23 protein-coding genes are annotated in these 25,398 nt (G+C 67.8%); 12 read left to right on the forward strand and 11 right to left on the reverse strand.

Annotated elements, in window-relative coordinates; translation table 11 throughout:
* Positions 1-65: 65 nt before the first annotated feature.
* Positions 66-2,786: a hopanoid transporter HpnN gene (gene hpnN / locus AAHB16_RS05270; protein ID WP_342050290.1), complete on the reverse strand. Its 2,721-nt coding sequence runs from the start codon at positions 2,784-2,786 to the stop codon at positions 66-68.
* A 262-nt stretch (positions 2,787-3,048) separates the two neighbouring features.
* Between hpnN and AAHB16_RS05275 the strand changes: the two genes are divergently transcribed.
* From AAHB16_RS05275 to AAHB16_RS05310, 8 genes are all read left to right on the forward strand, one after another.
* On the forward strand, positions 3,049-3,696 hold the full coding sequence (locus AAHB16_RS05275; RefSeq protein WP_150376742.1) for an MlaC/ttg2D family ABC transporter substrate-binding protein: 648 nt from the start codon (positions 3,049-3,051) through the stop codon (positions 3,694-3,696).
* Between the two features lie 280 nt (positions 3,697-3,976).
* Entirely contained in the window at positions 3,977-4,252 is a 276-nt protein-coding gene (gene bufA1, locus AAHB16_RS05280; RefSeq protein WP_342050291.1) for a BufA1 family periplasmic bufferin-type metallophore, read from the forward strand.
* Positions 4,249-4,674, forward strand: a complete 426-nt coding sequence (locus tag AAHB16_RS05285) for a DoxX family protein (protein ID WP_342050292.1) — start codon at positions 4,249-4,251, stop codon at positions 4,672-4,674. Before bufA1 ends, AAHB16_RS05285 begins: the two co-directional genes overlap by 4 nt.
* A gap of 10 nt (positions 4,675-4,684) precedes the next feature.
* Complete coding sequence (gene bufB / locus AAHB16_RS05290; protein WP_342050293.1) at positions 4,685-5,548, forward strand: MNIO family bufferin maturase; 864 nt, start codon at positions 4,685-4,687, stop codon at positions 5,546-5,548.
* Positions 5,545-5,742: a hypothetical protein gene (locus tag AAHB16_RS05295; RefSeq protein WP_342050294.1), complete on the forward strand. Its 198-nt coding sequence runs from the start codon at positions 5,545-5,547 to the stop codon at positions 5,740-5,742. Before bufB ends, AAHB16_RS05295 begins: the two co-directional genes overlap by 4 nt.
* A complete protein-coding gene (locus tag AAHB16_RS05300; RefSeq protein ID WP_342050295.1) occupies positions 5,739-6,491 on the forward strand; it encodes a DNA-binding domain-containing protein in 753 nt (250 codons plus the stop codon). The genes AAHB16_RS05295 and AAHB16_RS05300 overlap by 4 nt, the downstream gene beginning before the upstream one ends.
* An 84-nt stretch (positions 6,492-6,575) precedes the next feature.
* On the forward strand, positions 6,576-7,301 hold the full coding sequence (locus AAHB16_RS05305) for an alpha/beta fold hydrolase (RefSeq protein WP_342050296.1): 726 nt from the start codon (positions 6,576-6,578) through the stop codon (positions 7,299-7,301).
* A gap of 37 nt (positions 7,302-7,338) precedes the next feature.
* Positions 7,339-8,664, forward strand: coding sequence for an acetamidase/formamidase family protein (locus AAHB16_RS05310; protein ID WP_150376749.1), 1,326 nt, complete (start codon positions 7,339-7,341; stop codon positions 8,662-8,664).
* Positions 8,665-8,756: 92 nt separating this feature from the next.
* On the opposite strand, the gene hpnH is transcribed toward AAHB16_RS05310, so the two are convergent.
* Both hpnH and ispH read right to left on the reverse strand, forming a co-directional pair.
* A complete protein-coding gene (hpnH, locus tag AAHB16_RS05315) occupies positions 8,757-9,923 on the reverse strand; it encodes an adenosyl-hopene transferase HpnH (RefSeq protein WP_150376750.1) in 1,167 nt (388 codons plus the stop codon).
* Positions 9,924-9,943: 20 nt separating this feature from the next.
* A complete protein-coding gene (gene ispH / locus AAHB16_RS05320; RefSeq protein ID WP_342050393.1) occupies positions 9,944-10,954 on the reverse strand; it encodes a 4-hydroxy-3-methylbut-2-enyl diphosphate reductase in 1,011 nt (336 codons plus the stop codon).
* Between the two features lie 166 nt (positions 10,955-11,120).
* On the opposite strand from ispH, the gene hpnA reads away from it, so the two are divergent.
* Positions 11,121-12,119 (forward strand): hopanoid-associated sugar epimerase, encoded by a 999-nt coding sequence (gene hpnA, locus AAHB16_RS05325; RefSeq protein ID WP_342050394.1) that lies wholly within the window; start codon positions 11,121-11,123, stop codon positions 12,117-12,119.
* 23 nt (positions 12,120-12,142) lie between these two features.
* On the opposite strand, the gene AAHB16_RS05330 is transcribed toward hpnA, so the two are convergent.
* The 4 genes from AAHB16_RS05330 to AAHB16_RS05345 form a co-directional block, all read right to left on the reverse strand.
* Entirely contained in the window at positions 12,143-13,285 is a 1,143-nt protein-coding gene (locus tag AAHB16_RS05330; protein ID WP_150376751.1) for a glycosyltransferase, read from the reverse strand.
* 26 nt (positions 13,286-13,311) lie between these two features.
* Positions 13,312-14,322: a ferritin-like domain-containing protein gene (locus AAHB16_RS05335; RefSeq protein WP_342050297.1), complete on the reverse strand. Its 1,011-nt coding sequence runs from the start codon at positions 14,320-14,322 to the stop codon at positions 13,312-13,314.
* Between the two features lie 154 nt (positions 14,323-14,476).
* Positions 14,477-14,755, reverse strand: a complete 279-nt coding sequence (locus AAHB16_RS05340) for a hypothetical protein (protein ID WP_150376753.1) — start codon at positions 14,753-14,755, stop codon at positions 14,477-14,479.
* A gap of 183 nt (positions 14,756-14,938) precedes the next feature.
* A complete protein-coding gene (locus tag AAHB16_RS05345) occupies positions 14,939-15,211 on the reverse strand; it encodes a hypothetical protein (protein ID WP_223851632.1) in 273 nt (90 codons plus the stop codon).
* 197 nt (positions 15,212-15,408) lie between these two features.
* Between AAHB16_RS05345 and AAHB16_RS05350 the strand changes: the two genes are divergently transcribed.
* Positions 15,409-16,524: an AGE family epimerase/isomerase gene (locus tag AAHB16_RS05350; protein WP_342050298.1), complete on the forward strand. Its 1,116-nt coding sequence runs from the start codon at positions 15,409-15,411 to the stop codon at positions 16,522-16,524.
* A gap of 38 nt (positions 16,525-16,562) precedes the next feature.
* On the opposite strand, the gene AAHB16_RS05355 is transcribed toward AAHB16_RS05350, so the two are convergent.
* On the reverse strand, positions 16,563-17,420 hold the full coding sequence (locus AAHB16_RS05355) for a LysR family transcriptional regulator (protein WP_150376755.1): 858 nt from the start codon (positions 17,418-17,420) through the stop codon (positions 16,563-16,565).
* A gap of 162 nt (positions 17,421-17,582) precedes the next feature.
* Between AAHB16_RS05355 and mdtD the strand changes: the two genes are divergently transcribed.
* On the forward strand, positions 17,583-18,944 hold the full coding sequence (gene mdtD / locus AAHB16_RS05360) for a multidrug transporter subunit MdtD (RefSeq protein ID WP_150376756.1): 1,362 nt from the start codon (positions 17,583-17,585) through the stop codon (positions 18,942-18,944).
* Here mdtD and AAHB16_RS05365 read toward each other — a convergent pair.
* From AAHB16_RS05365 to AAHB16_RS05375, 3 genes are all read right to left on the reverse strand, one after another.
* Positions 18,934-19,305 carry a hypothetical protein gene (locus tag AAHB16_RS05365; protein ID WP_191002304.1) on the reverse strand — a complete coding sequence of 124 codons (372 nt, stop codon included), beginning with the start codon at positions 19,303-19,305 and terminating at the stop codon, positions 18,934-18,936. The genes mdtD and AAHB16_RS05365 overlap by 11 nt on opposite strands.
* Entirely contained in the window at positions 19,302-20,012 is a 711-nt protein-coding gene (locus AAHB16_RS05370; protein ID WP_342050299.1) for an alpha/beta hydrolase, read from the reverse strand. The genes AAHB16_RS05365 and AAHB16_RS05370 overlap by 4 nt, the downstream gene beginning before the upstream one ends.
* A 166-nt stretch (positions 20,013-20,178) precedes the next feature.
* Positions 20,179-20,505, reverse strand: coding sequence for a hypothetical protein (locus AAHB16_RS05375; RefSeq protein ID WP_150376758.1), 327 nt, complete (start codon positions 20,503-20,505; stop codon positions 20,179-20,181).
* 787 nt (positions 20,506-21,292) lie between these two features.
* On the opposite strand from AAHB16_RS05375, the gene AAHB16_RS05380 reads away from it, so the two are divergent.
* Complete coding sequence (locus tag AAHB16_RS05380) at positions 21,293-25,252, forward strand: cobaltochelatase subunit CobN (RefSeq protein ID WP_411859887.1); 3,960 nt, start codon at positions 21,293-21,295, stop codon at positions 25,250-25,252.
* Positions 25,253-25,398: the final 146 nt, after the last annotated feature.

The following is a 25,398-nucleotide window of genomic DNA, read 5'->3' on the forward strand; positions in this document are numbered from 1 at the left end:
ATGATGCGGGTGCGGCAACACACGGTTCCTGCGCGGGAATGATCGCTGCGAACGGCGGTAGCGAACTATCGCCGGGTATTGCCTTGGTCGGGCCTTTGAGAACTATCGGCCGATTTTGCCAGTTGTGTAGCCACCATGACAGGCGGCATGGAGGGACCCTGCGGGTCCGTCGCCATGCGCCGACGGGGCCGCCCCATCAATATCGGCTGAAAAAACACCGCACCCGCGAGCGTGCAGACCAGCGCCAGCGCCAGCAGCTCGCCCATGCTCGCGGTACCGGGATGGTGCGAGAACCAGAGGCTGCCGAACGCCGTGGCCGTGGTCGCGGCGCTATAGAGCACCGCATGCGTCAGGCTCGACTGCAGCAGCTTGGTCTTGCCGTGGCGCCATGCGATCACATAGTAGATCTTGAACGCGACGCCGATGCCGAGCAGTAGCGGCAGCGCAATGATATTTGCAAAATTCAGTGCAATACCGAAAGCGGCGCAGAGCTCCAGCGTGACGATCGCCGAGACCAGCAGCGGGATCAGCGTGCGCAGCACGTCCCCGATACGGCGCAGGGTAATCCAGAGCAGTACAGCGATCGAGATGACCGCCCAGATGCCCGCGTGGGCGAACGCGGTCATGATCGTGTCGGCCGAACCCTGGATGGCGATGGGTCCGCCCGTGGCGCCCGGCGCGACGTGCAACACCGCTCCGGTAAAGCGGTCGAGTGTTGCCTGGCGGGCATCCTCGTCGCTGCGCGCGGCTGCGGGCATCTTCGGGCTGACGCTGACCAGCGCCTGTCCGTCCGGCGCCAGCCAGTCGCGCACGAGCTCCGGCGGCAGCGATTCGCGCGTGACCGGCGACGGCGACAGCGCGCGCTGGAGCTTGGCCAGTGCAAGCCGAAGCGGGAGGGCGATGGCGGCTTCCGCGCGATCGCGCGTGGCCGCGTCCGCGGCCGCGAGCTTGCCGAGCGCGCGACCCAGATGCGCGGCCGCTTCGGCGCCCGGACCCGGGTGATCCTCCGCGGCGAGCGCGAGCTGGCGAGACGCATTCTTCAACGAGGCCACGCGGCGCGCATCGTCGGCCGGCGCCGACGGCTGCTGCGTGAGCACCGGCATCAGCGACTTCGACATATCGGCGATGGCGGCCAGCTTGGGCCCCTGCTCGGGCGGGATAAAGGTATTGAGCGTGACCACGCGCGAGACTTCGGGCAACGCGGCCAGCCTGGCGGCGATAGCCTGCGCGGCGGGCAGCGTGGGCGCCAGCACGCTCACGTTGTCCGTGCCGGCCTGCGGGGAATCCTTGAGCGCGAGCAGCGTGGACATCGACTCCGAGTTCGGATCCTTCAGGTGCAGCGGATCGAAATCGAAGCGCAGATGCATCAGCAGCGGAATGCCGGCCACGATGATCGCGCCGGTGGCCAGCAATACCGACTTGCGATGCCGTTCGAAGAACGCGTCGGCCGGCGCAAGCCAGGCAAAGCCCGGCGCCTCGCGCTCGCCCGTGGGGCGCAGCACGCGGATCAGCGCCGGCAGCATCGTGAACGTGGTGGTGAACGCCACGATCATGCCCACGCCCGCGATCTTGCCGAGCTCGGCCACGCCGCGATAGTCGGTGGGCAGGAAGCAGAAGAAGGCCGCCGCCGTGGCGGCCGCGGCCAGCGTGAGCGGCGTGGCGACGTCGCGCGCAGCCAGTTCGAGCGACAGCGACAGGTCGCCGTGCTCGCAGCGTTCGGCCCGGTAGCGCACGCCATATTGGATGCCGAAGTCCACGCCGAGGCCCACGAACAGCACCGCGAACGCGACCGAGATCATGTTCAGCGCGCCGACCATGGCCAGGCCCAGCGCCGCCGTGATCAGCAGGCCGCAGATCAGGCTCGTCAGCACGGCCACGATCAGGCGGCCCGAGCGCAGCGCCATCCAGAGAATGCCGATGACGACGATCAGCGTCAGGATGCCGTTGAGTTCCGCGCCCTCGCTCACGGACGCGAACTCGTCGTCGGCCAGCGGCTGCGAACCCGTCAGGCGCACCTGCGCGTTGTAGCGCTCGGCCAGCTTGAGGTCCACGGCGGCCGCGCGGATCGCGTTGCTCGCCGCCGAACCGGCCTTGAGGTCGCTGAAGTTCAGCACCGGCGAGACCGTGATGAAGCTGAATGCGCGGCCCTGCGCGTCGGGCTTGAGTTCGTCATCGACGAGCCCCGCCCATGACAGCGCGGCCGGCTTCTTCTCGAGCACGCCGTCCACGGTCTTCGCGCTCTCGCCGAGCAGCTTCTCCATATCGGACAGCTTGACCTGCCCCAGTTGCAGCGGCAGCGCGAGCGTGGTCGTCAGCAGATCGGACAGGCCGCGCAGCGTGGGATCGTGCGCGAGGTTGTTCAGCAGCGGGCGCGCCTGCGTCAGCTTGCCGCCCATGTCCTGCACGGTGGCGGTATCGGCGAACAGCAGACCGTTGTGCTCGAAGAACGGGCCGCCGCCGGGCTGGCCCACGGCATGGAAGCGCTTGGTCTGCTCGCGCAGCTTGATCGCGAGTTCGTTGGCGGCGGCGTCGGCCAGTTCCTTGGCCGGGGCCTGCACGACCGCAAGGATCAGGTTGTCCCGTTGCGGAAATGCCGCACTGATGGCCTTGTCGTTGGTGGCCCACGGTGCGTCCGATTCAAGCAGGCGACTGATATCGGTATTGATCGCGAAGTTGCGCGCCACGTAGACGCCGCTTGCGGCGGTGAGCAGCAGCGATACCGCGAGCACGCCCCAGGCGTGACGGGTAGCGAACTTGACGGTACGGATAAGCAGCGGTCTCAGCATTGGGGGTCGGTTTGGGTGCGGCCGTATGGCGTGGCACGACGATGCGCGTGCGGCAGCCCGGAGTATAGCGGTTGCCGCTGACGTCACCTGCGGGTGGGGTATGGATCACCCTGTTGGCGCGCCGCCGATCCGCTATATACTGGTTTGCCTTCCGATCAGTCTTTTTTTGTTACTGCCTGATTCAACTGGATTCGAACGAGGTCGAACTAAGTTCGGTGTTTCGTTTCGAACCTGTACGTTTCTTACTCGTACTTAGTCGCCCATGAAGCTCTCCGGTTTCCATCCCGTCGCACTCGCTCCCATCGTGGCTCCCATCGCCGCCGTCATGGTGGTTTCCGTCGCCCACGCGCAGGCCGTCGATACCAAGGCCGCGCCGGACCGCCTCGTGCGCGCGGCCGTCGAGGGCGTGATTTCCCAGATTCAGTCCAACCCCGACACCCGCAGCGGCGATCTGTCCAAGATCACGGCCGTCGTGCAGAAGCAGTTCCTGCCGTACACGGACTTCGGGCGGACCACCCGCCTCGCCGTCGGCACCGCGTGGAAGACCGCGACGCCCGAGCAGCAGAAGACGCTGCAGGAACAGTTCACCCAGTTGCTCGTGCGTAGCTATGCGGTCTCGCTGTCGCAGCTCCGCGACCAGAATCCCAAGTTCCGCTACCAGCCGCCGCAGGCCGGCAGCAATGCCAACGACGCGGTCGTCGGCACGCGCGTGCTGAACAACGGCGACGAAATGCTGATCGACTACCGTCTGACGAAAACCGCCGACGGCTGGAAGATCTACGACATCAATATGATGGGCGCCTGGCTCATCGAGGTCTATCGCAAGCAGTTCTCCGATATCGTCGCGCGCGACGGCGTGGACGGACTCGTCAAGTACCTCACCAACCATAACGCACGCGGCGCCGCCTGAGGGCCGCGGCGGTCCTGTCATTCGTCGGGGCAGTCCCGACTATGGTGGGATCGCCGCCGCGTTTGTATCCGGGTTTGTATCGGTAGCGGCGCAGCGACCTGTCCCGGCGAGTTTTTTTTAAACGTTTTGTATCGCCGCCGATACCGGACACACGGCGAAACACAGCGCGTTTCCTCCCCCGCTATAACTCCCGTCACCTGACGGGAGCGCGCGAATCGTCCGACACTCTCCTCGTTGTTCTCCCGCCAGGTTGACCCTCAACCTCACATCGGGAGAACCCATGCCTAACAAGCGCGCCGCCCTCGCGGCTTCCCTCGCGGTCTCGATCGCCGCACTCGCCAACATCGCCCACGCCGAGGGCAAGAAAGCCACCGAGAAGTGTTATGGCGTGGCCCTCGCGGGACAGAACGACTGTGCCGCCGGCGCCGGGACCACGTGCGCGGCCACGTCCAAACGCGATTACCAGGGCGATGCCTGGAAGCTCGTCGAGAAGGGCACCTGCACCGAGATCAAGACGCCCAAGGGCCCGGGTTCGCTCACGCCGGTCAAGCGATGAACCGCTGGGCCGACCGCATCCTGCCGTCCGCGCTGCTGTTGCTGGTGGCGCGGCTGGGCATCGCGTCGGTGTTCTTTCTTTCGGGCCGGACCAAGGTGGAAGGCCTGCTGACGATCAAGGACACCACGTACGAGCTGTTTCGCGCCGAGTACGCGCTGCCGCTGATCCCGCCCGATCTCGCGGCGCAGCTGGCGACCGTGTCGGAGCATCTGTTCCCGATCCTGCTCGTGCTGGGGCTGTTCACGCGGCCGGCCGCGCTGGCGCTGCTCGGCATGACCGCCGTGATCGAGATCTTCGTCTATCCCGACGCATGGGCCACGCATCTGAGCTGGGCCGGGCTGCTGTTGCCGCTGATCGCGCGGGGCGGCGGACGGTGGTCGCTCGATGCAATGCTGTGGCGGCGCGCGCCGGATCTTCGCTGAGGCCATCGACATGCCACTTCCCAATACCGCGTTCTCCGGCTTTGGCCTCGGCCTGCGCAAGGAGCACTATCGCGATTTCCTCGACGGCGAGGTTCCGGTCGACTTCGTCGAGGTCATCTCCGAGAACTTCATGGTCGAGGGCGGGCAGCCTCGCCATATCCTGCGGCAGGTGCGCGCGCGCCATCCGGTGGCGTTGCATGGCGTGTCGATGTCGATCGGCTCGGCGGACGGGCTCGATCGCGACTACCTGCGCCGCCTGCGCGCGCTGGTGGACGAGGTCGAGCCGCTGTTCGTGTCCGACCATCTGTGCTGGACGCGCATCGACGGGTTTCAGTCGCACGACCTGCTGCCCGTGCCTTACACGGAGGAGGCACTCGGTGTCGTGTGCGCGAACATCGCCCAGGCACAGGATGCGCTCGGCCGCGCGATGCTGTTCGAGAATCCGTCGAGCTATATCGCGTTTCCGGGCGCGGCCATGACCGAATGGGAGTTTCTGGCGGAGATGTGCCGGCGGACGGGCTGCGACCTGCTGCTCGACGTCAACAATATCTACGTCAGCGCGGCCAACCATGGCTTCGATGCGCAGGCGTATCTCGCCGGCGTGCCCGCCGGGCGCGTGCGGCAGATCCATCTGGCCGGACACAGCGTCGGCAAGGACCTGCTGATCGACACGCACGATGCGCCCGTGTGCGCCGATGTGTGGGCGCTCTATGCGCGGGCCATGTCGCTGGTCGGGCCGGTGGCGACGATGATCGAGCGCGATGCGGAGGTGCCGCCGCTGGGGACGCTGCTCGACGAGCTCGCGCTGGCCCGCATGCACGCCAGCATGCCCGGCCGCCCGCACGCCACGTCCGACATGCAGGAGGCCGCATGACGCTCGCCGAACTCCAGCACGACTTCCGCGCGTGGCTCGTCGATGCATCGCCGGACGCGGCCGATCGCGTGATCGGCGCCGGGCATCCGGGCCTCGCGGTGTATCGGAACAACTATCGCGCGCAGAGGGCGGGATGCGCCGAGGTTGCGCACGCGAAGACGCGCAATCGCTTTTCGCCGCGGGAGGCCGCATGACGCTCGCCGAACTCCAGCACGACTTTCGCGCGTGGCTCGTCGATGCATCGCCGGACGCGGCCGATCGCGTGATCGGCGCCGGGCATCCGGGCCTCGCGGTGTATCAGAACAACTATCGCGCGCAACTGGTCGGTTGCCTCGAAGCCTCGTATCCGAAAACGCGCGATCGGCTCGGCCACGCGGCGTTCCTCCATACCGCGATCACGCATATCGACGCACGCCCTCCGCATGCCTGGACGCTCGATGCCTATGCCGACGGGTTTGGCGACACGCTTGCCACGCTGTTCCCCGACAACCCCGACCTCGAGGAACTCGCGTGGATCGAGCATGCGCTCTCCACGGCGTTCGTGGCGGCCGACGCCGCGCCGCTCGACGCCGCCGATCTGGCCGCACTCGACTGGGACCGTGCGCGCCTGTGCCTGTCGCCGGCCCTGCGCATGCGCGCGGTCACCACCAACGCCGAGCGTGTGTGGCACGACGCCACAGAGGCCGAGATGCTGCCCGAACCCGCGGCGCTGCTGGTCTGGCGACAGGACTACACATCGTGTCTGCGTCAGGTATCGATGCTCGAGTTCGAGGCGCTGGCGCAGTTGCGCCGCGACGGCAGCTTTGCCGCGCTCTGCGACATGCTGGCCGAACGGCTCGGCGAAGACGCGGGTGTCGCGCAGGCGGGCGCGTGGCTCGCCGGGTGGATCGGCAGCGCGCTGATCGTCACCACACCGCCGGAAGAGGAGCCCTCATGTCCGTGAACCCGACGCACCCGCTGCGCCGCGCCCGCACCGACCTGCTCGATATCGGATACCTGACCCGCCGGGGACGAGACCGGCCGCCCCGTGATCCTGCTGCACGGCTTCCCTTACGACGTCCGCGCGTTCGACGCCGTGACACCACGGCTCGCCGCGCAAGGCGCGCGCGTCATCGTGCCGTACCTGCGTGGCCACGGTCCCACACGATTCCACGACGCCGCCGCGCCCCGCATCGGCGAACGCGCGGCGCTGGGACAGGACGTGATCGACCTGATGGATGCACTGCATATTCCCGAGGCGGTATTCGCGGGCTTCGACGCAGGCGGCCGCGCGGCCAGCGCCGCCGCCGCGTTGCGCCCGACGCGCTGCGTGGGCCTGATCGCAGCGTCCGAAGACCGCGTGGCCGACCGCGCCGCGCTGCGCGCACCGCAGCCCCCGCGCACCGAGTGGGACCACTGGTATCGCTTCTATCTGCTGACCGAACGTGGCCGCGCGGGCCTTGCACGGCATCGGCGCGCGATCGCGCGCATGGTCTGGCGCGATCAACTCGTCCAGTACGACGACGATCTGTTCGACCGTTCCGCAAGGACGTTCGACAACCGCGACTTTATCGCCGTGACCGTGCAGGGCCTGCGCCACCAGTTCGGTGACGACGCGGGCCATGCCGACCAGGCGGATGCCGACCGCAAGATCGCGCAGGCACCCGCGCACGGCCGTCCGGCCTTCGCCATCGACACGCTGCCACAGAACGACCCATCCGCGTGGGTGGAAGCCGCGCTGCAATGCATGCGGCAAGGCAAATGGCGCACCTGACTCACCTCGAGCTTTTCCCCCACACAAGGAGACTTTCATGAGCACGACATCGCAACCCACGACCGAGGCGGTCGATTACCTTCGCGTGGACACCTACACCAGCGGCATCATCGGGCCGAGCCAGCCGATGCTGGGCCCGCTGGCCGATGGCGGCACGCTTGTCACCGGCACGCCGCCGGGCTGCTGGGGTCCGATGATCACGCCCGCGTTCGAAGGCGGACACGAGGTCACGCAGCCCGTGTACGTCGCCGGTGCCGAGGTCGGCGATGCGGTCGCGCTCGATATCCGGCGCATGCGTGTCACGTCGGCCGCGACGTCGTCCGGCGTCATGCGCTTCGTCGAAGGCCGCTACAACGGCGATCCGTTCGTCGCCAAGTTCTGCGGCCACTGCGGCACCGAGCATCCGGCATCGCATGTCGAGGGCATCGGCGAGGACGCGATCCGCTGCAATCACTGCGGCGCGGAAGTCAGCGCGTTCCGCTTCAGCCACGGCTACGTGATCGTGTTCGATGCGGAGAACGAGGTCAGCCTCACGGTCAACCAGCAGGTCGCGGACCGTCTTGCCGGCAAGGCATCGGAGATGTCCGCGCTGCCCGACCATGCGGCGCAGCACTCGATCCTCTCCCTGGCGCGCGCGGACATCCCGGGCGTGGCCGCACCGATGCGCCCGTTCCTCGGCAATATCGGCACCACGCCGTCGCGCGACCTGCCGGACTCGCACAACTGCGCGGACTTCGGCCAGCACCTGATCGGCGCGCCGCACCGCTTCGGCATGACCGAGGCACAACTGCATGCGGCCAAGACCGACGGCCATATGGACACGAACTCGGTGCGCGAAGGCTGCATCCTGATCTGCCCGGTCAAGGTGCCCGGCGCCGGCGTGTATATGGGCGATATGCACGCGCAGCAGGGCAACGGCGAAATCGCGGGCCATGCCACCGACGTGTCGGGCGAAACCGAGCTGACGGTCGAGGTCATCAAGCACCTGACGATCGACGGCCCGATCCTGTTACAGAACCTTGACGACCTGCCCCCGATGGCCCGCCCGATGACCGCCGCCCAGCGGCAAAAGGTCGCCGAGCTGGGCGAACGCTGGGGCCAGCGCGAGATCGAGCAAAGCGGGCCCATCACGTTTATCGGCAGCGGCGTGGACCTGAACGCCGCCACAAAGAACGGTCTGCAGCGCGCGGCAGACGTCACGGGCCTGCCCTACGACGAAGTGCTGAACCGCGCGACGATCAACGGCTCGATCGAAATCAGCCGCTTGCCCGGCACGGTCCGCGTCACGATCCTGTGCCCCATGCCCATCCTCGACCGCCTCGGCATCGGCCATCTGGTCCGGGAGAAATACCAGATCGGCTAACGCACCACGGGAGCATCACGCGTCGGGGCAAAACAAAAACGGCTGCGATCGCTCGCAGCCGTTCTTGTTTGCGCGGGATACGCCGTACGGGCTTAGTGCACCGTGGCGGCATCCTTGGCGGCGTTGCCTGCCTTGGGCTTCTTCTGCAGGCCGCCGATCTCGGCGAGCTTGATCTCGACGTGGCGCGAGAACACGTAGTCGGCCGGGCGTTGCTTGTCGAGGTTGATGTCCGGGGCCATCGGGCCCGAAGTCTTCACGCCGCGCAGGGTCACGCCCAGTGCCTTCAGCGGATGGGCGAAGGTGTCGGCCACGGCCGTCGCTTCGTAGCCGCTGTGGACCATGCAGTCCGCGCACTTTTCGTAGTTGCCGGTACCGTAGGCGTCCCAGTCGGTCTCTTCCATCAGTTCCTTGAAGGTCTTCACGTAACCTTCGCCGACCAGATAGCACGGACGCTGCCAGCCGAACACCGTACGCGCCGGGTTGCCCCACGGCGTGCAATGGTAGGTCTGGTTGCCGGCCAGGAAGTCGAGGAACATCGTCGACTGGCTGAATGCCCAGTTCTTGCCGGCATTGCCGCGCGACAGAATGTCGCGGAACAGCTGGCGGGTCTTGCCGCGGTTCAGGAAGTGCTGCTGATCCGGCGCGCGCTCGTAGGCGTAGCCCGGCGACACGGTGATGCCATCGACGCCCATTTCCTTCACGGTGTCGAAGAACTTCGCCACGCGGTCCGGCTTGGCGTCGTTGAACAGCGTGCAGTTGATGTTCACGCGGAAGCCACGCTTCTTGGCTTCGGCGATCGCGGAGACGCAGCGGTCGTACACGCCTTCCTGGTTCACCGAGTGATCGTGCATCTCGCGGTCGCCGTCGAGGTGGACTGACCAGACGAAGTACGGGCTCGGCTTGTAGTCGTCCATCTTCTTTTCCATCAGCAGCGCGTTCGTGCACAGGTACACGAAGCGCTTGCGCGCGATGATGCCCTGGACGATCTCGGGCATGTCGCGATGGAGCAGCGGCTCGCCGCCGGCGATCGAGACGACGGGGGCGCCGCACTCATCGACTGCCTCGAGGCATTCCGCCACGGACAGGCGCTGGTTCAGGATGGGGTCCGGATAGTCGATCTTGCCGCAGCCCGAGCAGGCGAGGTTGCAGCGGAACAGGGGCTCGAGCATCAGGGCGAGCGGGTAACGCTTCTGACCGGACAGATGCTTGCGTGCAATGTAGGCGCCCACGCGGGCGACCTGCAGGAACGGAATGGCCAAGGTGCTTCCTTCTGTGGTATTCAGGCTTGCGCTTCGGCTTGCCGGGTGTCGGCTAGCTGAGCGTCGCTGTCGTCTTCGGTGTCTCTGGCCGTCCTTGCGGCCAGCTTCGGGTCGGCCAGTTCGGCCGGCAGGCGGAATTCGGCATGCTCCTCGCGGCCTGTCATGGTCGATACTTCGACCGGCCCGAGGCGGCGCAGTGCCGCGATGACGTCTTCCACCATCTCCTCGGGCGCGGACGCCCCGGCGGTAATGCCGATCACGCGGGCGTCACGCACCCACGCGGGATCGAGTTCGCTGCCGTCGGCGATCAGATAGCTCGGCACGCCGCTTTCGGCACCGATTTCACGCAGACGGTTGGAGTTGGAACTGTTGGTGGCGCCAATCACCAGTATCACGTCCACATGCGCGGACAATTCTCGCACCGCACTCTGGCGGTTCTGCGTGGCATAGCAGATATCGCGCGTATCGGGCCCCACCAGGTTGGTGAAGCGCCGATGCAGCGCGGCGATGATATGACGGGTGTCGTCCACGGACAGCGTGGTCTGCGTGACGTAGGCCACGGGCGCATCCGCGGGAATGTCGAGCGTTCCGACTTCCGCCTCGTTCTGCACCAGGATCACGTTGCCCGGAATCTGGCCCATCGTGCCTTCCACCTCGGGGTGGCCGGCATGACCGATAAGAATCACGATGCGGCCGGCCGCCGCGTACTGGCGGCCTTGCGTATGGACCTTGATCACGAGGGGGCAGGTGGCATCGATCGCATGCAGCTCGCGCTCGCGCGCTTCCGCCACGACGGTCCGCGCCACGCCATGAGCGCTGAATATCGTCACGGCGCCGCCGGGGACCTCATCCAGCTCTTCCACGAATCGCGCACCCTTTTTCTTCAGGGTTTCGACCACATGCTTGTTGTGGACAATCTCGTGGCGAACGTAAACAGGGGAGCCGTGCTTGATCAGCGCACGGTCGACAATCTCGATCGCGCGCACGACTCCGGCACAGAAGCCCCTGGGCTGGGCAAGGATCACCTGCATAGAGACGGCCCCCCGACTCTTGTACGATTTTTCATCATCTAATTGGTATTTCTGCATCACTTTTCCGACGCACGGTGGTTACTATATACCGGTGCCGATTTTCTTGTTCGATACGTTGGTATGGGCCAACGTATTTGCAGGGCATTTTGATGACAGGGGAACTGAAATTAGCGATTCGATTCTGGTGACCGGCGCCTCCGGTTTTTTGGGCTCTTCTGTGATGCGTCAGGCACTTGACCGCGGATTCCGGGTGCGCGTGCTCGTACGCGCCTCGAGCCCGCGCACCAACGTCGAGGGCCTGCCCGTCGAACTGGTCGAGGGCGACCTGCGCGACGCCGCGTCCATGACCCGCGCGATGGACGGCGTGCGATACCTGTTCCACGTCGCCGCCGATTACCGCCTGTGGGCGCCGGATCCCGAGGAGATCGTGCGCAACAACCGCATCGGCACGGTCAACGTCATGGAAGCCGCCCGCACCGCCGGCGTCGAACGCATCGTCTACACGAGCAGCGTGGCGACCCTGCGCGTGGCCGGCGCCACGGCGCCCGTGGACGAGACCGCGCCGCTGGCTGCGGACGAGGCCATCGGCGCGTACAAGCGCAGCAAGGTCGTGGCCGAACGTGAAGTGGAGCGCATGATAGCCGAAGGTTTGCCCGCCGTGATCGTCAATCCGTCCACGCCGATCGGTCCGCGCGACGTCAAGCCGACGCCGACAGGCCGCGTGATCGTCGAGGCCGCCACCGGCAAGATCCCGGCGTTCGTCGATACGGGCCTGAACCTCGTCCATGTCGACGACGTGGCCACGGGCCACTTCCAGGCGCTCGAGCGCGGCCGCATCGGCGAGCGCTACATCCTCGGCGGCGAGGACGTGCTGCTGCGCCAGATGCTGCGCGATATCGCGGGCATGTCCAACCGGCGCGCGCCGACCATCGAGCTGCCGCGGTGGCCGCTGTATCCGATTGCCCGCGTGGCCGAAACCATCGCCCGCTTCACGGGCAAGGAGCCGTTCGTGACCGTGGACGCGCTGAAGATGTCCCGTTACCGGATGTTCTTCACGTCGGCCAAGGCCATGCGCGAACTCGGCTACGCGCCGCGTCCGTATCAGGACGGGCTGCGCGATGCGCTGGCCTGGTTCAGGCAGGCGGGGTATCTCGACAAGCGCTGAATGCCCGCGCTCGCGGCATGCGCTCACGGCCGGACGGGCGCCTGCGAGCGCCCCTTCCACTGGCCGCCGCGCTTGAGCCAGTAACGGCGCGCGGAATCGAGCGTCGCGCCCAGATAGAACAGGGCGGTCACGGGCAGCAACGGCGCCAGCCAGGCCGGCTGGCGGTATTCGCGCAGCATCGGCCGATAACTGGCCGCCATCAGGATCCACGCGAGCCAGGCCGGCCATAGCGCCGGACCGCCGCCCAGCGCCAGCACGGGCGGCGCAATATAGGTCAGCAGCATCCCGGCCGTCGCCCCGGCCAGCATCCACGGCGAGTAGTGCAGCTGCGTATAGGCGCTGCGCGCGATCATGTTCCAGAGGCTCGACCAGTCGTCGTACGGACGCAGCGACAGGCTGTCGTCGGCGAGATCCAGCCGGATCGAGCCGCCTTTCTTGATCTGCGCGGCCAGGCTGCAATCGTCGATCAATTCGCCGCGAATGGCCTCGAATCCGCCGATGCGTGCGAGCGCGTCGCGCCGGGCCAGCATGCAGCCTCCGGCCGCCGCCGCGACGTTGCTGTTCACGTCGGCAACTTTGCGGAACGGATAAAGTTTGGCGAAGTAGAAGACAAATGCCGGCACGATCATGCGTTCCCACCATGATTCGCAGCGCAGGCGTACCATCAGCGAGGTCAGGTCGCGGCGTTCGTCGATAGCGCGCGCGACCAGATCGCTCACCACATTCGGGCCGTGCCAGATATCGGCATCGGTCAGAAAGACGAAAGCCGCGTCCGGCATCGCCTTGTCGGCGGCGGCCAGCCCTTCGGACTGGGCCCAGACCTTGCCGCTCCAGCCCGCGGGCAGGTCCCGTGCGCCGATGACGGTCAGCGCATCGGCCCGGCCCAGCGTGACCGCGGCCGCGCGCGCGATATCGGCGGTCCCGTCGGTGCTGTGGTCGTCCACGACGACGAGGTGCAGCGGTCCCGGATAGCGCTGGCCCAGCACGCCGCCAACGGCTCGGCCGATCACGTCGGCCTCGTTGCGGGCGGGAATCACCGTGACCACGGGCGGCCAGGTTGCGGGGCGTGGCGACGGCGCGGGCTTGGACACACGCCAGAATCCCGCGCGCGCGAACACCAGCACGCACCAGATCACCAGTGTCAGCAGGGACAGGGCAAACATCATCTCGTTATCAGGGCAGGGGCAGGGACTTACTTCACGAAACGGCGTACGAGTCGTGCGATGCGCGGCACGAAGTCGGGCCGCAGCAGGCGCGCATCATACCCTGCCATGCGCCGCTCGTTCTCGACGAGGCACAGGTCGATCAGCGCGCCGGGCGTCAGCGACTCCGTCAACGCGCCCGACGCGTTCATCGGGAAGTTGGCGTCCTGGACGCTGTCGCCCGTATCGATGCCCTTGGCGATGCCGATGCGCTCGCGGATCAGGTGGATCCAGACCCGCCACACCTTGAGCGTATAGAACGGGCGGCGCCACCAGGGCAGGCTGCGCCGGTACCAGGCGGCCCAGTTCACGAAGAACAGGATATGACGGCCTTCTTCCTGGATCACAGGCTCGAACGTCTCGACCAGTTCCGCGGGGAAGAACCCCGACTGCTTGGCCGCGGCGAACAGGCCGAACGCGGCAAAGCTGTCGATGCACTCGCTGTAGCCCGTGGCCAGCCAGCCCCATTCGGGATCCGCGGGCACCGGATATTCGGGCTCCGGCTCCAGCGGGATGCCATAGGCCTCGACCAGCTTCGACAGCACGACCTTGTGGCGCGCTTCCTCGTCGCCATCCATCTCCAGCGCACTGCGCAGCAGCGGATCGCGCACGGTCCCGGCAAACGCATGCACGCGCACGGACGCGCGGCCTTCGGTCTGCACGGCGATATCCCAGATCGGCAGCGACGTCACGCGGCGCAGGGCGTCGGGCGCCAGCTTCGGCCAGTCGATGACGGCGGGTTTGTAGGGGTTGTGGGTCTGGAGCAGCATGTTGCTGAACAGGCGCAGATGCTCGGGAGATCCGATGCGGATCGGGCCCGGCGTCGGGTCGGTCCAGTTGCGCATCGCATGGTCGGCCTGATCGATGGCCTTGCGCGCGATGGTCGCGGCGACGGCGGCGGCGCGCGCCTCGGCAGTGGCTTCCCCATGGGGGTTTCCGTGGGTGTCCGGGAGACTGGCGACTCCGTCCTGTACAATCCCGTCCTCTGCAATCCTTCTCATCGGTTCTCCCGCTTTGCATGCGGGTGTCATTGTAACGATGGTGCGCGCGGTACGCAGCCGAGGTGCGCACCGTGTAGCAATTGCCGAAGCCGAGGGAAAAGCGGACGCAGGGGAAGGAAAGAGAAGGGGGAAGAGAAGGGGAAAGCGGCGCCCCTCAGGGCGCCGGGGCCGAGTGATGACGCGGGCCAGGGACCCGTGGCGGCCAGTCCTGCGAAATATCGGGCACCACGTCGCACTCGCCACGCACGATGTTCTCGATCGTCGCGCAAATGCCTTCGGTGCCACGCGGGCCAACGCAAACCAGGCCGCGCGGATGCTCGGCGTGGGCCGGAATGGCGTACACATGCATGCCTTCGCGGTACAGCGGATGCATGGTCAGCCGCTCGTTCAGCAGTTCGACAAAGCGGCGGGGACTCACAGTCTGCTTGTCCATCGCTCTCTCCCAATACCAATGCGCTCCCGCTCGCTCTGGGGGGAAGCGAGATGCCGGGCCGAGGAGTAAACAGCCTAGGGCAATCCGTGCAAAGTGGCAAAAACGCGCTGAAAAGCAATGGCGCGTTTCAAACCGGTGGGTGGAACGTGGCGCTCAGGGCCCGTTTCGGCAGCGTTTTGCGCCTCAGTGATGGCGCGAATGCCCGGCGGCGGTGCGCGGCACATCGAGCATGCCGTTGCCGCAGGCCCAGCAGGCCGCCTCGGCCTCGGCCATGGACGCATAATGCATCGACGACTCGATCGTGCTGTCGCAGTCGGCACCGCCGCAGTGCTCTTCGACGACGATGCGCCAGGAATAGCGTCCTGGCGGGTCCTCCATCACATGCATGACGAGCGTGCGGCGCTTGTCGCTGAGGGTTGTCGGGGCAGTGGGCGTGATATGGGGTTGCATGGCCATGGTGCGCTCCCGTGGCGTGCCGCGAGCCCCGGCGGGGCCGTCGGACTTTTACCATAGCACCGCTTTGCAGCAATGCCAGCCGCAAAGCGGCCGTGTGCCGGAGGCGCCCCGGCAGCTTTCGCGGGCGGCGCATTTCCAGTATCTTTGCCGCTCGGCGCCTGCCGCACCCGCGGCCATGTGCCCTTTTCCCTTTGCCAATGTCCGTACCGTCTTCCCTCGTCCGCGCGATCGACACCCTCGTTGCCCACTACGACGCCACCGTGCTGCCGGCGTGGACCGGCGCGGGTTGGGACGCCGACCGGCAACTCGCGCACGAGGCGCTCGACGGCGCCACCGGGGCGCCCCGGCCGGATCAACGCTTTCGCGCGATGGCCTGCGCGCGCCAGTTGTTCGTTTTCTCCCGGGCCGGCCACCTGGCCCACGCGCGCACGCTGTTCACGTCGCTGCGGCGGTATTTCGGCGCGGCAGGCGGCGCATGGCTCTACAGCGTCGGCCCGGACGGCCAGCCGCTCGACACCGCGCGCGACCTCTACACCCATGCGTTCGTGATCTTTGCGGCGGCGCACTACTATCGCGCCTCGTCGGACCCCGACGCGCTCGCGGTGCTGCGAGCCACCGTGGACGTGGTGGAAGACCGCTTTGCCAACGGCGCGGGCCTGTATCACGCCGCGCTGACGGCCGACTTCGGCGACAGCGGCGCCGGTGTGCTGCAGAACCCGGTCATGCACCTGACCGAGGCCTACCTCGCCGCGCTCGACGCCACGGGCGACCCATGGTTCGCCGGCCGGCTGCAGGCGCTGGCGCGGGCGGTTCACGTAACGTTCGTCGATCCGCTCAACGGTTGCATCGCCGAACTGCCGCAGGGCACCGCGGGCAACCGGATCGAGCCCGGGCATCAATTCGAGTGGTACTCGCTGGTGGCGATGGCACCGCAGGTCTTCGGCGACTCGCCGCTGCGGGAGACGCTCGACAAGGCCTTTGCGTTCGCACGCACGCACGGGGTGGCCGATGTCGATACGCTTGGCGTTTGCGCCGCGATCGATGGCAAAGGCCATCAGATCGATACGACGCAGCGCATCTGGGCCCAGACCGAATTCGCGCGGGCGCTGGGACTGCGCGGCACGATCGGTGGCGATGCCGGCGCGTTGGTGCAACTAGAAGCCTGGATCGCGAGTTTTCGGATTCGTTTCCTGCATCCGCTGGGCTGGCACGAGGTGTTGGCCGCCGACGGCAGCGTGCTGCGTGCCGAAATGCCGTCCACCACGCCGTATCACCTGCTGACCGCCTACGAGGCGTTGCGCGCGCTGCGCTGAAGTCGTGCCCCTTATCGCGCGCTCCTTATCGCGGGCCCTTAGTCGTCGCGGGACGCGCGCAGGTCGCTCTTCTGCAACAGCCGGAGCAGCGTCTCGGCCGGCTTGCTGAGCCGGCGCGCGGACAGCGAAATGAACTCCACATCGGGCAGCGCGGGCAGTTCCGCGTGGTTCACGGGCGGCACGAGGCCGCGCCCGGAGAGGTTCTGCGCCCGCACGGTAATCCCGAGCCCGCCGCGCGCGGCGGCGATGCAGCCCGAGTGACTGCTGCTGGAGCAGACGATATGCCAGCGCCAGCCGCTTTTGGCCAGCGCATCGAGCACCACGGAGCGCGTCACGCTCGGCTCGTGCACGAGGATCAGCGGCAGCGGCTGCCGCACGTCGATGACCGTCCCCGGCCGCGATAGCCATTCGAGCTGCCCGCGGAACAGCGGCACCCCACGGCGGTCGCCTTCGCGCCGCTTGCCGACCATCAGGTCCAGCGCGCCCGCATCCATGAGTTCGTAAAGCCGGCCCGTCATACCGATGGTGATCTCGAACTCGACGTCGGGATGCGCATCGCGGAATGCGGCCAGCACGTTGGGCAACGGGCCCTGCGCGAGGTCTTCTGAGGTGCCGAGGCGCACGCGCCCCTGGAGCTTCGGGGCGCTGAACTGGCCTTCGGCGCGCGCGATCGACTCGAGAATCAGCCGCGCATGGACCAGCAGCGCCTCGCCGTCCGGCGTCAGCGCCAGCGAATGGGTATCGCGCACGAAGAGCCGGCGGCCGACGCTCTGCTCCAGCCGGCGGATATGGTCGCTGACCGACGACTGGGACAGCCCGAGCTGGCGCCCCGCGTCGGTGAAGCTGCGCGCCGTGGCTACCGTGGAGAAGGTCTGGATCCAGACGGGATTGAGCATGGGGGCATTGTCATCGGAATTTCCGATTGCAGTCAATAACTCCAGAGGGGTTCCCGATGGGCGATGCCCTCGTTAACATTTCAGCATTCGCTACAAAACCATGCAATGACTGCCGTTTCACCCCCCACCACCGCCGGAACATCCGGGTCTTCGCAGAAGGCCATGCTCTGGATCGTCTTCGCGGGCTTCTTCATGCAGGCCCTCGATACGACGATTCTCAACACCGCACTCCCGTCCATCGCCCATAGCCTCAACGAGAAACCTCTCGCGCTGCAGCCGGTGATCGTTGCCTATACGCTGACGATGGCGATGCTGACACCGGCCTCGGGCTGGCTGGCCGACCGCTTCGGCACCCGGCGCGTGTACTTCGCCGCCATCCTGATCTTCGTGCTCGGCTCGGTGTTCTGCGCCACCGCCCATACGCTTACGGAACTGACGATCGCGCGCGTGCTGCAGGGCATCGGCGGATCGATGCTGCTGCCGATCGGGCGGCTCGCGGTGCTGCGCAATGTGCCGAGCGAGCAGTACATCGCGGCGCTGGCGTTCGTCTCGGTGGCCGGGCAGGTGGGTCCGATCTTCGGCCCCGTGCTGGGCGGCTGGCTCGTGGAGAGCGCGTCGTGGCACTGGATTTTCCTGATCAACGTGCCCGTGGGGCTGATCGGCCTGCTCGCGGTGCGCCGCTACCTGCCGGCCGGCGAGTCGGGCGTGGCGCCGCCTTTCGACTGGCTCGGCTGCGGCCTGCTGTCGCTATGCATGGTGTCGTTCTCGCTGGCGCTGGATGCTTCGCACGGTACCGGCGGCCCCGCGCTCGGTATCGCGCTGGCCGCGCTCAGCGTCGTGTCCGCGCTGCTCTATATTCCGCACGCCCGCCGTCATCGCACGCCGCTGTTTCGTCTTGCGCTGTTCCGCGAGCCGAATTTCACCACCGGGCTGATCGGCAATCTCGTCGCGCGGATCGGCTCCGGCGCGGTGCCGTTCCTGCTGCCGCTGCTGATGCAGCTGCAACTGGGCTACACGCCGTTCCATTCGGGGCTGATGCTGCTGCCGGTGGCGCTCGCGGGCGCGGTGGCCAAGCGCTGGATCGTGCCGCTCGTGAACCGCTTCGGCTACGGCAACTTCCTCGTGGTCAACACGCTGATCGTCGGCGGATCCATCGCGTCGTTCGCGGCGATGGCGCCGGGCTGGCCGCTTGCGGTGTCGATCCTGCAGCTGGCGACCTTCGGCGCGTCCAACTCGATGCAGTTCGCGGCGATGAACAGCGTGACGCTGAAGAACCTGTCGCGCGAGGATGCGGGCAGCGGCAACAGCTTGTTCTCGATGGTCCAGATGCTGGCCATCGGCCTGGGCGTGACCATCGGCGGCGGGCTCGTAAGCCTGTTTTCGGTCAAGCTCGGCGTGGCCGCGCCGGCCTACCGGCTGGCCTTCGTCAGCGTGGGCATCATCACGATGCTGTCGGCGCTCGTGTTCCGCCGGCTCGATATCGCCGAACTCACGCGGCCGCGCCGCGGCGCGATTACTCAGTGACGCCGTTTTCCCGCAGCAGCCGTTCGCATTCGTCCAGCATGTCGTGGGCGAATGCGGACTGGTAGTTCGGGTCCAGCGCTTCCATCATCTCGTGGGCCGCATACAGTCCGGCTTCCCGCGACAGCGTCTCCGCGAGCTGGCGCGCGAACTGGTCGCTGAGCTCGGACAGCAGCCGCCGCTCCGATAACGCCAGTTGCAGCTTGGACCGCGACAGCCACATGCCGGCCAGCGTCGCGCCCTGTGCGTCCGTCATCCATGTCCGGTGTTCGTAATAGGCCGAGAGGCGTTCCGCGGCCAGCGCGAACAGCAGGGCCTTGCGCGTGTTGAAGTCGATGCGCGGGGGAGGGGTCTGCGGAATCATGCGAGCGAGCCCTGGAAACGGGCCCGCAGCCACTGACCGATATCGGCAATCTCTTCCAGGCACACCGAATGCGGCATCGGATACGTATGCCATTCGGGCGCATGGCCCCGCGCGCGCACGAAGTCGCGCGCCTGCTCGCCGAGCGCAAGGGGGACGACATCGTCGCCCGTGCCATGGGCCGCGAAGATCGGCGTGTCCGCATTCGCGGCGGACGCCTCGGCCGTGACGAGGTCCGGCGAGGGGATATACGTCGATAGCGCGATGATCCCGGCCAGGCGCTCGGGATGCGTGAGGCCGGCCGTGTAGGCAATGGCGCCGCCCTGCGAGAAACCGGCCAGCACGATGCGCTCGGATGGGACCCCGCGCGCGTTCTCCCGCGCGATCAGCGCGCGAATCGCGTCGCGCGACTTGCGGATACCCGCTTCATCGCCGCGTCGGCCGACTTCGTCGAACGAGAGGATGTCGTACCAGGCCGGCATGACGTAGCCGCAGTTGGCGGTGACGGGCATGGCCGGGGCATGCGGAAACACGAAGCGGATATTGGGCGCGTCGCCGAGGCCCAGTTCGGGCACCACGGGCACGAAGTCGCTGCCGTCGGCGCCGAGGCCATGCATCCAGATGACGGTATAAGCGGGCGGTTGCGCCGCGGATTGCGACCGTTCGGGCGCGGATTCGAGTTCGATGGCGGGGAGCAGCGCAGCGGTCATGAGAGGAGGCCGGTTCCAGGGTCGGGGCGCGCGCGAGGGCCCATCGCCGGGAATCGGCCGGGCCGCGCGGAGGCGCACGGCCGCGAGTATCGCACAGGCTTCGGTCGCGCACGCTTCGGCGGCCGACGCTTGCCAGCCAGGCCCTCCGCCGCGTGGCGGACGTGCCTCAGGCCGCGGAAGGCACGATGGGCACGGTGGTCAGGCCCGGCGATACGCGCGCGGGCTGGGGCACCTGCGGGAGCTCTTCCGGCCGCTTGTCGGCGCGGGGTTCCGTGGCCGGCGCGGCGGCGCGGCGCTTGTCGGCGACGCCTTCCACACCGCTCGTCCCGACTTCCTCGAGGAACGAGATCATGTTGCGGTAGTAGTCCACCTGCATCTGCGCTTCCAGCAGGCGACGCTCGGCCTGAAAAAGCGTCAGCCTCATGTCTTGCAGTTCCTTCTCAGCGATCTTCTCGGGCGTCGGTGGACTGAACAGGTTAGCAAGCGAACGCATGGCAGATACCTCCAGGGGTGACGACTGCTGTTAATGCAAATGCCTTGCCATGACCATCAATATAGTCGACCTGAGGTGAGGTACACGATGGGTCACCATGCTCCGTGTGGGCTCGCCCACGCGGATGATTGCCTCTCGCCGCTCCCCGGTGTAGATTTTTTGCCGGCGCATAACGGGTGTTTCGGGGCATGCACTTTGTGCACGAAGCATCGATCACTTCTGCACGCGATTGTCATTTTTACGCGCGGGCATGCTCGCTTGTTGCCTCGCGCGCATGAATGACATGCACTCATGCCCCGGCGTTTCCCTCTGCGTTGTCGATTTCAGTGAGCGCAAAAACAACAGGTTGCGGCACCCTGCAACGTGCGTTTGGATGGTGTCGCGCACCACACATCGCATGGCAAACGCGCGTGCGAGGCGCAAGGGTAGAATGCTGCGCTTGTCTGCCCCGACCGCCCCGACTGTCCCGTCGTCGCCCCCTGTGTTCATTCCTCGCTCCGTCCGCGCCAGCCTGCTGACGGCCTCGGCCCTGCTGCTGTTCTGCCTGCTGCTGATCGCGGGGCCGAAGGCATTCGCCGCGCCGGTGCGCATTCTCGTCATCACCCCGAACACCCATCTGTTGCCCGCGGCGCAGGCGGCCTTCCGTGCGCGGTACGCGCAGGGCGACGGCATCGCGGACATCGACTTTGCCGCCACGGCGTCCGAGGCCGCGACGCGCATCGCGCGCGCCGATGTCGTCCAGACGTGGTACGTGCCGGGTGCGATGCAGCGCACGCTGGCCCCGGCGATGCGCGCCGCACAGGCGCGCGGCGCGCTGTTGCTGGCCACGCCTGCCGCGGACGCGGAAGCGGCGTGGGGCGTGGCGCTCGATGCCGCGCGCAACGATGCCGCGCGCCAGTACTGGGAGGCCGGTGGCGCGGACAACCTCGCCGCGTTCTTCGCTTATGCGGCGGCGCAGCGTGGCGCGGCGATCGACGTGCCCGCGGTGCGGCCGGCGCCGGCGGCGGGCATCTATCATCCGCGCGCCGCGCAGCCGTTCGACAGCCTGCCCGCGTATCTCGCCTGGTACCGGAGCGAGAGAGGCGGAGATGAAAGAGGCGGAGATGAAAGAGGGGGCGGGGTAGGGGCGCGGTCGCCGCTCGTCGCGCTGGCGTTCTATGCGACCAGCTATCGCCAGCGCGATCTTGCGCATATCGATGCGCTGATCGCGGCGCTCGAGCGGCAGGGCATCGGGGTGGTGCCGGTGTTCGGCTGGCCCCTGTCGAGTCTCGACGCGTATCTGACGACCGATGGCGCATCGTCGCCGATCTCGCTGCTGCTGTCGCTGAACCTGACCATTCCCCGCGCGCAGGACAAGGACTGGCTTGCCGCGCATCGCATCCGGATCATCAACCTTGTTGCCACGCGCGACAGCCGCGCAACCTGGGCCGCCGATGTGCGCGGCATCCCGGGCGACCGCGTGCCGCTGCTGGTCACCGCGCCCGAACGCGCCGGTGCCACCGAGCCGATGCTGTTCGCCACGCAGGAAGACGTGGAAGGCGCACGCGCGAGTGTCGCCGTGCCCGAGCGCGTGGAGGCCATCGTGGCGCGCGTGCGGCAATGGCTGTCGCTGCGCGCCAGGCCGGCCGCGGACCGGCATGTGGCTATCCTCTATTACAACAACCCGCCCGGCCGCGGCAATATCGGCGCGAGCTATCTGGCGACGCTGCCCTCGCTGGCCGCGATGCTCGAGCGGTTGCGCGCGGCGGGCTACCGTACGGGCACCGCGCTGCCCGACACCGCGACGCTCACGCGCCTGCTCGAGGCCAACGGCCGCAACGTGGAGACGTGGTCGCCGGGAGAGCTCGACGCAATGGTGCGCGCGGGGCACGTGACGCTGCTGCCCGTGTCGCAATACCGCAAATGGTTCGATGCGCTGCCGCCGGCGTTCCGCGAGGCGGTGACGCGCGCATGGGGACCACCGGAACGCAACCCGCTGATGATGACGCGCGTGGCCGCGCGGGGCTCGCTGGGCATTGACGGCAAGACCGTGACGGAAGGCGAGCCGGCATTCGTCATTCCCGGTCTGCGCTTCGGCAACCTCTTCGTCGGCCCGCAGCCGCTGCGCTCGACGTTCGCGCGCGCGCAGGACACCTCGCACGATCTGCTCACGCCGCCTCCGCATTCGTATATCGCCGCGTATCTCTGGTATCGCCATGCCTTCGGTGCCGATGCCGTCGTGCACGTCGGCCGCCACGGCACGCTCGAATGGCTGCCGGGCAAGCAGGTGGGTTTGTCGGGCGACGACAGCGCGGAGGTGCTGCTCGGCGGTGTGCCGAATGCCTACGTCTACATCCAGGACGGCGGCGGCGAGGCCATCCAGGCCAAGCGCCGCAGTGCCGCGGTGCTCGTCAGCCATCTGTCGCCGCTGCTTGCCAACGCGGGCCAGCCGCCGGCGCTTGCGCAGCTCGATCAAGCCATCGAGCAGGAAGCCGCCACGCGCGATGCCTCGCCGGAACTTGCGCGCCAGTACCGCGCGCAGGCGATTGCCGAGGTGCGCGCGCTCGGACTCGACCGGCAGCTCGGGCTCGATCCGGGCGCGCCGTGGGAGTCGATCGAGCCGACGATCCATGCGTTTCTGCATCGCGTGGAGGCGGAGCCCGTGCCGCTCGGCATTCACGCGCTGGGCCAGATGCCGCCGCTGCGCGAGCAGGAGGATGCGTTGGCCACGATGCTGGCCGCGCGGCTGCGTCCGGCGCAGGTCCGCGCGCTCGGGATGCCGCGTGTTCGGGAATGGGCCGCGGATCTCGTCGCCGGCCGCGAGCCGTCGCTCGATGCGCCCTCCGCCCCTTCCGCCCCTTCCGCCCCTTCCGCCTCATTCCACGACGCCGGTCCCGCGGCGCCCCCGGCGGCGGCCGACCGATCGCTCGCCGACGCCGCGCGCGCGGCCATTGCGGCCGGCCGTGGATGGCTCGCCGACCTGCGCGTATCGCCCGCAAGCGAACTCGACGGGCTGCTCACCGTGCTCGACGGCGAATACCTGCCCAGCGGCCCGCTCGGCGACCCCGTGCGCACCCCCGACTCGCTGCCCACGGGCCGCAACCTGCACGCATTCGACGGCGCCCAGATCCCCACGCGCGCGGCATGGGCGCTCGGCAAGACCATGGCGGAACAGACGCTCGCCCGCTATCGGCAGGAACACGGGGCGCCGCCCGAGTCCGTCTCCATGGTCCTCTGGTACGGCGAGACCGAACGGCATCAGGGCGCAATGGAAGCCGAAGCGATGTACCTGATGGGCGTGACGCCCGTCTGGAATGCGCGCGGCATCGTCGAAGACGTGAAGCTGATTCCCGACGCGGAACTGGGCCGTCCGCGCGTGAACGTGGTGCTGACCATCTCGGGCATCTATCGCGACGGGTTTGGCGACAAGGTCGCGCTGCTCGACAAGGCCGCGCGGCTGGCCGCCGCGGCGGGCGACAACGCCATCAGCCGGCACGACCGGGCAGTGACGGACGCCCTGATCGCGCGCGGTACCGACGCCACGCAGGCCGCGCGTCTCGCTCGCGCCCGTGTGTTCGCGGCAAGTCCGGGCAATTACGCCATCGGCGTGCAACAGATGGTCGAGCAGAGCCGCGACGCGCAGCCGCCGGCCGGCGATGCGCAGCCCGGCACGCAGGGACCGCGCAACGCACTGGCCGAGCTCTATCTGCACGCGATGAACCACGCCTACTCGGCCGATGGCTGGGGCGAGAGCGCACCGGGCGCGCTGGCCAGCCATCTGCGGTCGAACCAGGCCGTGCTGTTCTCGCGCGCAAGCACGCTCTATGGCGCGCTCGACAACGACGATACCTATCAGTACGCGGGCGGCCTCGTCGCGGCCACGCGCTCGGTAACGGGACAGGCCCCGCCGCTGTGGCTGCACAACCTGCGCACGGCCGGCGAGACGCGCACCGTTGACGCGCGCACGTGGCTGGCCACCGAGCTCAATGCGCGCCACTGGAATCCGAAATGGATCGCCGCGATGCAACGCTCGGGCTACGCGGGCGCCCGCGAGATCCAGCGCGAGATCGAGCACCTCTACGGTTTCCAGGCGACCGTCCCCGAACAGATGTCGGGCACGTTCTGGCAACGCACCTACGACGTGTACGTGGCCGACAGCCTGCACCTGGGCATGGACCGATTCTTCCGCACGGCCAATCCCCATGCCATGCAGGCCATGCTGGCGCGCCTCATCGAAGTGGACCGGCAGGGCAGTTACCGTTTCAGCGACGCCGAGCGAGCCGAGCTGCTGCGCCGCTATGCGGCGTCGGTGCGGCGCGACGGACTGTCGTGCACCGCGAACACGTGCGGCAATCCGGTACTGATGGCGCATATCGCGCGCGCGTCGCAGGCGGCGCATGTGGATGCCGCCCTGCTGCGCGACATGGGGCGGCAGTTCGCGGACGCGAAGGTGGCGGATGCGCGGACGCTTCTCTCGGCCCGCTCGGCCCGCTCGGTGCCCTCGGCGCCATCACGCCCTTCACCGGTAACCCCCATGCATGTCAGCCGTGACCCCGCCGCGCGGCCCGCGCGGGAGGCACCGGCCGCGCCCGCCCAGGCCGAGCCGATTCACGGCATCCGGCTCGAACCGGTAACAGGCACCACGCCGTCGCTCGCGCCCGCGTCCACGCCTTGGCGCCTCGGTGCCGCCGCGTTCACGCTGCTCGCGTTTCTGGCCGGCGCGGCCGCCGCGTGGCGCCGCGCCACACACCGAGCCCCTCGGGCCTGATCCGGGCGCAGGGGTACAGACCGGGCGCGCGCTGCCGATATTGCCCCATGGACCTGTCTTCCACAGGGACCAAAAAAATCTAGACAAAGAACGGGGAAAAGTATCATGCGTGCGCGCAATGCAACGAATTGGGGCGCGATAGCGGC

It is taken from the genome of Cupriavidus sp. OTU4054, from assembly GCF_038440175.1.
Classification (GTDB): Bacteria; Pseudomonadota; Gammaproteobacteria; order Burkholderiales; family Burkholderiaceae; genus Cupriavidus; species Cupriavidus pauculus_D.

Excerpts from the sequence above, each read along its gene's own strand:
- hpnN (WP_342050290.1), bottom strand. The coding sequence starts at position 2,786 with ATGCTGAGACCGCTGCTTATCCGTACCGTCAAGTTCGCTACCCGTCAC.
- AAHB16_RS05275 (WP_150376742.1), top strand. The coding sequence starts at position 3,049 with ATGAAGCTCTCCGGTTTCCATCCCGTCGCACTCGCTCCCATCGTGGCT.
- bufA1 (WP_342050291.1), top strand. The coding sequence starts at position 3,977 with ATGCCTAACAAGCGCGCCGCCCTCGCGGCTTCCCTCGCGGTCTCGATC.
- AAHB16_RS05285 (WP_342050292.1), top strand. The coding sequence starts at position 4,249 with ATGAACCGCTGGGCCGACCGCATCCTGCCGTCCGCGCTGCTGTTGCTG.
- bufB (WP_342050293.1), top strand. The coding sequence starts at position 4,685 with ATGCCACTTCCCAATACCGCGTTCTCCGGCTTTGGCCTCGGCCTGCGC.
- AAHB16_RS05295 (WP_342050294.1), top strand. The coding sequence starts at position 5,545 with ATGACGCTCGCCGAACTCCAGCACGACTTCCGCGCGTGGCTCGTCGAT.
- AAHB16_RS05300 (WP_342050295.1), top strand. The coding sequence starts at position 5,739 with ATGACGCTCGCCGAACTCCAGCACGACTTTCGCGCGTGGCTCGTCGAT.
- AAHB16_RS05310 (WP_150376749.1), top strand. The coding sequence starts at position 7,339 with ATGAGCACGACATCGCAACCCACGACCGAGGCGGTCGATTACCTTCGC.
- ispH (WP_342050393.1), bottom strand. The coding sequence starts at position 10,954 with ATGCAGGTGATCCTTGCCCAGCCCAGGGGCTTCTGTGCCGGAGTCGTG.
- AAHB16_RS05330 (WP_150376751.1), bottom strand. The coding sequence starts at position 13,285 with ATGATGTTTGCCCTGTCCCTGCTGACACTGGTGATCTGGTGCGTGCTG.
- AAHB16_RS05335 (WP_342050297.1), bottom strand. The coding sequence starts at position 14,322 with ATGAGAAGGATTGCAGAGGACGGGATTGTACAGGACGGAGTCGCCAGT.
- AAHB16_RS05340 (WP_150376753.1), bottom strand. The coding sequence starts at position 14,755 with ATGGACAAGCAGACTGTGAGTCCCCGCCGCTTTGTCGAACTGCTGAAC.
- AAHB16_RS05345 (WP_223851632.1), bottom strand. The coding sequence starts at position 15,211 with ATGGCCATGCAACCCCATATCACGCCCACTGCCCCGACAACCCTCAGC.
- AAHB16_RS05350 (WP_342050298.1), top strand. The coding sequence starts at position 15,409 with ATGTCCGTACCGTCTTCCCTCGTCCGCGCGATCGACACCCTCGTTGCC.
- AAHB16_RS05355 (WP_150376755.1), bottom strand. The coding sequence starts at position 17,420 with ATGCTCAATCCCGTCTGGATCCAGACCTTCTCCACGGTAGCCACGGCG.
- mdtD (WP_150376756.1), top strand. The coding sequence starts at position 17,583 with ATGCTCTGGATCGTCTTCGCGGGCTTCTTCATGCAGGCCCTCGATACG.
- AAHB16_RS05365 (WP_191002304.1), bottom strand. The coding sequence starts at position 19,305 with ATGATTCCGCAGACCCCTCCCCCGCGCATCGACTTCAACACGCGCAAG.
- AAHB16_RS05370 (WP_342050299.1), bottom strand. The coding sequence starts at position 20,012 with ATGACCGCTGCGCTGCTCCCCGCCATCGAACTCGAATCCGCGCCCGAA.
- AAHB16_RS05375 (WP_150376758.1), bottom strand. The coding sequence starts at position 20,505 with ATGCGTTCGCTTGCTAACCTGTTCAGTCCACCGACGCCCGAGAAGATC.
- AAHB16_RS05380 (WP_411859887.1), top strand. The coding sequence starts at position 21,293 with ATGCGCGCCGCACAGGCGCGCGGCGCGCTGTTGCTGGCCACGCCTGCC.